At 51.0% G+C, this 2,951-nt stretch carries 1 protein-coding gene; it reads right to left on the reverse strand.

The window, feature by feature from the left end:
• Positions 1-247: 247 nt before the first annotated feature.
• On the reverse strand, positions 248-2,951 hold a 2,704-nt coding region (gene polA / locus V6D20_06110; protein HEY9815359.1), incomplete at its 5' end, for a DNA polymerase I.

Raw genomic sequence — 2,951 nt, forward strand, 5'->3', positions numbered from 1 at the left:
TCGAGACCAACAATCCTTGGCAATGTTGAACAGATTCGTCAAGCCAAGTTAAACGAGAGTTGCTTTACTGACGATTCTTCAAAACAACCCATATCACTCATCCAACTGATATCATCAGTTTTGTGATAGCGGGAATAGGGAAAATCTGGATACGTCATCAGTGGCTCATCTCTTAAATGAGCTAGTAACATCCTAGCGATCGCTCTTTTCGCTGCTGACTGTGTATTGTATCCGCTCTACTTCGCCTCTACTTTGCCTCCATCCAGTTCTTCCCAGAGCGAATCTCCGCTACCAGCGGCACTTTTAATTCCACTGCCGACTCCATGATGTTCTGAATCTGGGGCGACACCTCTTCCCACTCTTGGGGCGGCACTTCAAACACCAGTTCATCATGCACTTGGAGGAGCATCTGGGTTTGATAGGGCTTGAGATACTCATGGAGCCGTACCATAGCGATTTTAATAATATCTGCGCTGGATCCTTGAATCGGCGCATTAGCTGCCGCTCGAAGCTGTTGAGCATCATACATACCAGGAGACTTGATGCCATTGAGATCAATGGCACTGGGATCACTACCCCGTAGACTGTTCAGGTGTCGATTATCAAAGTCGAAGTAGCGCCGTCGCCCCAAAATAGTCTTCACATAGCCATGGGCGATCGCTTCTTGCTGCATTTGTTGGAGATAAGCAAAAACCAAAGGATAGCGATCGTTGAAGCGATCGATAAATAACTTGGCGTCTGTACGGCTCACGCCAGCTTCACGGGCAAAGCGGGTAGCTCCCATGCCGTAGATAACGCCAAAGTTAATGATTTTACCTAACCGTCGTTCTTCCGATGAAATCGTCTCCTTCTCTAGCAGCAGCTGTGCCGTTAGGGTATGCACATCCTGACGGTTGCGGTAGGCATCGATTAACACCGGTTCGCCACTGAGATGTGCCAGGATACGCAGCTCAATTTGGGAATAGTCGGCAGCGGCTAAAATCCAACCTGGCTCAGGGATAAACGCGGCGCGAATTTTCCGGCTGAACGCTGTACGGATGGGAATATTTTGCAGGTTGGGATGGGACGATGAGAGGCGACCCGTGGCGGTAATCGCTTGGTTAAAGTCGGTATGGACTCGTTGCGTATCGGCATTGACGAGGGCAGGCAGGGCATCTACGTAGGTAGATTTAAGCTTAGATAAGGTACGATGTTCGAGAATGCAGTCGATGATGGGATGATCGCCCTGGAGCTTTTCGAGGGTTGCAGCATCGGTGGAGTAGCCGGTCTTGATTTTGCGGGATTTTTTAGTGCTCAGCCCTAGGGTTTCAAATAACAGTTCGCTGAGCTGTTTGGGAGAGCCGAGGTTGAAGTGAGAACCAGCTATCTCGTAGGCTTGCTGTTCAATGGCCGCTAGATCTTCCTCAAGCTGTTGGGAAAAAATATGTAGATACTCTTGGTCGATGCGAATACCTCGGTCTTCCATCTCAGCTAGAACAGATTCTAGGGGCACTTCCACGGTGCGTAGCAAGGTTTCTAAATCTGGCGTTTCCTTGAGGTGCGATCGCAATATGTCTGTAAGACGAAATGTGGTTAGCACATCGGTGCCACAGTAGTTCGCCACGGATTGGATGGAAATATCTGCAATCGTCTTTCCTTTAGGAACAAGATCTTTGTAGCTCTGGGCGGTGCTGTCGAGATAGCGGAGGGTGAGATCACTCAGGTTATGGCTATGCTCTGGATTGATCACATAACTCGCCAGCATCGTGTCAAACACTACGCCAGATAAGTTAATGCCCTGATGCTTGAGAATCAGCCGATCGAACTTAGCATTTTGCAGAACTTTAGGATAGGCAGGATCTTCTAAAATGGGACGCAGAGCATTGAGCGTCGCGGTGAGGTCTAAATTATCACCCTGGGTATGACCTAGGGGAATGTAGGCCACATCAGAAGGGCGATCGCCCCAACAACAGCCAATCCCCACCAGTTTGGCCAAGCGAGGATCCAAGTCGGTGGTTTCCGTATCCCAGGCGATGGGGCGATCGGGATTCGTATAGGTTTTCAGGTGATCGATCAGGGCATTGAGGGTTGCAGGGGCGCTAATGACCTGAGGTAAAACCACAACCTGCTGAATCTGCTGACTTTCCTGGGTCTCGGCAGCGCTGAAGAACCAGATGTCGCCAGCATCCGCTGCGGAACTCTCATCGGGACTATCAGCCGTGACCTCGGGATAGGCCAAATCATCGGTTCCTCCCAGCACCTGCTGCAATGTAGGCAGATCGCGCAGAATATGGCGTAGCTCTAGCCTTTCTAGGAGAGGACGGAGGCGATCGCTCTCAAAGCCCGTCAGTTGGCAGTTGTCTAAGCCATGGTCAATGGGCACATTGAGATGAATCTGCGCCATAAACTGGGAATGCTGAGCCGCTTCTCGTCCTTCTTCCAGCTTCTTTCGAGTTGCGCCCTTAATTTGGTCGAGGTTGGCATAGACCTGTTCTAGGGTGCCAAATTCTTCTAGCAGCTTCACGGCTGTTTTCGCCCCAATGCCGCGCACACCGGGAATATTGTCCGACGAATCACCGCAAAGGGCTTTGTAATCCACCACCTGTTCAGGCGTGACGCCTAATTTTTCCATCACCTGAGTGGGGCCATATTCTGTACCACCAGCCGGGGTATTGCGGGCAAAGGCATTGCTTAAATACAGCACGCTCACGCCTTGCTCATCACTGCGTTCAGCAGACACAAGCTGAAAGAGATCGCGATCGCCACTCAGGATCTTCACTCGATAACCTGCTTCCTTGCCTTGGGTGGCCAAGGTACCAATCACATCATCCGCTTCATAGCCGGCTGCCGTGACAATCGTCAGGTTCATCGCCGCTAGGATCTCTTGCAAATTGGCGATGTCGGGAATGAAGTCATCAGGGGTTTCTGCCCGCCCCGCTTTGTAGGTATCGTCAGCCTCGTGGCGAAAGGTG

This window comes from Candidatus Obscuribacterales bacterium, assembly GCA_036703605.1.
In the GTDB taxonomy this organism is placed as follows: Bacteria; Cyanobacteriota; Cyanobacteriia; order RECH01; family RECH01; genus RECH01.